The 2,896-nt window shown below is 36.6% G+C and carries 3 protein-coding genes; 2 read left to right on the forward strand and 1 reads right to left on the reverse strand.

Annotated features, from left to right (window positions below; all coding sequences use genetic code 11):
- Positions 1-737: 3,4-dihydroxy-2-butanone-4-phosphate synthase (gene ribB / locus AB1630_11840; GenBank protein MEW6104483.1), on the reverse strand; the 737-nt coding region annotated here is incomplete at its 3' end.
- Between the two features lie 79 nt (positions 738-816).
- Between ribB and nusA the strand changes: the two genes are divergently transcribed.
- Positions 817-1,875, forward strand: coding sequence for a transcription termination factor NusA (gene nusA, locus AB1630_11845; protein ID MEW6104484.1), 1,059 nt, complete (start codon positions 817-819; stop codon positions 1,873-1,875).
- Positions 1,876-1,977: 102 nt separating this feature from the next.
- Positions 1,978-2,679, forward strand: a complete 702-nt coding sequence (locus tag AB1630_11850) for an ATP-binding cassette domain-containing protein (GenBank protein ID MEW6104485.1) — start codon at positions 1,978-1,980, stop codon at positions 2,677-2,679.
- Positions 2,680-2,896 lie beyond the last annotated feature (217 nt).

Here is a 2,896-nt window from a genome sequence, read left to right on the forward strand (position 1 = left end):
TTTTTACCAGATACCTCACCCTTTACAAATGCAAGGTGGATTCCTTTGTCTATCAATGAGGAATAGGCACTAACCTTGAAGCTTCCAAATTTTGTTGGAAGGTTTGTCTCTGTTATTCTTTTTACTAGCTTCTCCTTTTTCCTTCTATGCTCTATAAGGCTTGCAATGGTTATTATTTTAAGGCTATGCTTGTTTGCAAACTCAATAAGTTTAGGAAGCCTTGCCATATGCCCATCCTCATCCATAATCTCGCATATTACAGCAGATGGATAGAGACCAGCAAGCCTTGCCAAATCAAGGGATGCCTCTGTATGCCCAGCACGGACAAGGATGCCACCATCTTTTGCCACTAATGGAAAGATATGGCCTGGCCTTGCCAGGTCATCTGGTTTTGTATTTGTATCTATAATTGCCTTTATTGTCCTTGCCCTATCATAGGCAGAGATGCCCGTTGTTGTTCCGTATTTATAATCGCAGGAGACAGTGAATGCTGTTTTATGGATGTCTTGTGGCTCAGCAACCATAGGATGTAAATTTAATTCACCTGCCCTCTCTTCTGTTATTGAAACACATATAAGCCCCCTTCCATACTTTGCCATAAAATTTATAGAAGATGCGGTTATAAGAGAGGATGGTATAACAAGATCTCCTTCATTCTCTCTATTCTCATCGTCTGTCATAATGAGCATCTTGCCATCCTTTATATCCTTTATTGCATCAGGGATTGTTGAGAACATAATTATAATCTACATCACAAGGCGGATATTTGCAATGTTTTTATTGAAATTTTTTGGAATTTAAGGTATAATCCTTTTTATGGAAAAAGGAATACAAGAGGCATTGTCTATAGTTTCCAAATCTAGGGGCATATCAAAAGATGCCCTTTTACACACTATGCAAGAGGCATTACAAGCCTCTTATAGAAAACGGCTTAATGTAAAGAATGTTAAGGTTGTCTTTAATCCAGACACATTTAATGTAAGGGTATTTGTTGTAAAGGATGTTGTAGAAAATGTTGATGATATAAGGGAGCAAATAACCCTGGAAGAAGCAAGAAAGATTAAAAAGGATGTTAATGTGGGCGATGTTGTTGAAATTGAGGATTCTTCCTCTCAATCAACAAGAATCTCTGCCCAGATAGCAAAGCAGGTTATTATCCAAAGGTTAAGGGAGGCAGAGAGGGATTCTGTTTTTCAGGAATTTAAAAACAAAGAGGGCGAGATTGTAACAGGGCTTATCCGCAAGATATCAGATAATACAGTTTTTATTGATATTGGAAAGGCAGAGGCTGTTCTTCCTGTTAAAGAGCAAATAAGAAAAGAAAAATATAGAATTGGGGAGAGGATAAGGGCTTATGTTATTGGTGTAGAGCAGGGTCTAAAACATCCACAGATAATCATTTCAAGAACACACCCTGGTATTGTAAAAAAGCTGTTTGAGATGGATGTCCCTGAGCTACAGGATGGTTCTATTAAGATAGAAAGGATAGTGAGGGAATCTGGTGTTCGTTCAAAGGTCGTTGTTTCGTCCATTGACAAAAAGATTTCTCCAATAGGAGCATTTGTTGGCGTAAATGCAAGTAGAATCTCTAATCTCCTAAAGGAATTTAAGGGAGAAAAGATAGACATTATTCCATATTCAGACAGTATAAATGAATTTATACAATTAAGCATCCTTCCAGCAAAAGCAAAGGAGGTTATTATTAATGAGAAGGAAAAGGAGGCAGTTATAATTGTTGATAAGGATCAATTATCCCTTGCTATAGGAAGGGATGGTCAGAATATCAGGCTTGCAGCAAAGCTTTGTGGTTTTAAGCTTGATGTAAGGACACAAGAGCAATATGAGGAGGAGAAATCAAAGCTAAATAAAGGCTAAAAATAAAAAAAGAAGTAATAGGCGCCGGAGGGGAGAAGACCTATTACTTCCTTCATCTTTTATATCGGCAAAAATAGAAAAAAACTTAAGGATTTTTTTTAAATGATTAATGTATGTGGAATAACAAAGAGGTTTAAAGATACACTTGCCTTAGACAATATATCCTTTGAGGTAAAAAAGGGTGAAATATTAGGATTCCTTGGTCCAAATGCAGCTGGAAAGACAACAACAATGAGAATCCTTTCCTGTTTTATTGCACCAAATAGCGGAACAGCACAGGTTTGCGGATATGATGTTATGAAACAAAGCCTTATAGTAAGGGAAAACATAGGCTATCTTCCTGAAAATAACCCCCTTTATTTAGATATAGGGGTAAAACAATTCCTTGAATTTGTAGCTTCTATAAGAGGGGTTGATAAAAAAAGGATAGAAGATGTAGGAAATTTATGCAATATCTCCCCTGTGCTTACAAAAAGGATTGGTAATCTATCAAGGGGTTTTAGGCAAAGGGTTGCTCTGACATCTGTTCTCCTCCATAACCCTCCTGTTTTAATCCTTGACGAGCCAACATCTGGATTAGACCCTGTTCAGATTAAAGAGATTCACTCCCTTATTGTAGAGCTTGGAAAGGAAAAGACAATCCTTCTTTCAACCCATATCCTTTCTGAGGTAGAAAAGGTCTGCGATAGGGTAATTATAATTAACAAGGGAAAAATTGTTGCCTCCATTGTCATCAAAGAGCTAGCAGAAGAAAAGAAAAAGCTGGAAGAGATATTTCTTGAGGTAATATCAGAAGACAGATAACAGGAGACATAAATAATTGTAATTATTCACCCCCTCTTTGTGAAACGGAGAATCTTAAGAAAAAGAGAAAAGGAGAATATCATCTTTGTCTAATTAACCATTTATCCACTTTCTCAATCATTCATATAATCTGTCCAATGATTTGGTCATAATTTGAGTTAATCTTTGTTGTCATAATAGAATCTATATAACCACATCGGTTTGCAAATTCTAACCA

It is taken from the genome of bacterium, from assembly GCA_040753555.1.
GTDB lineage: Bacteria > UBA9089 > UBA9088 > UBA9088 > UBA9088 > JBFLYE01.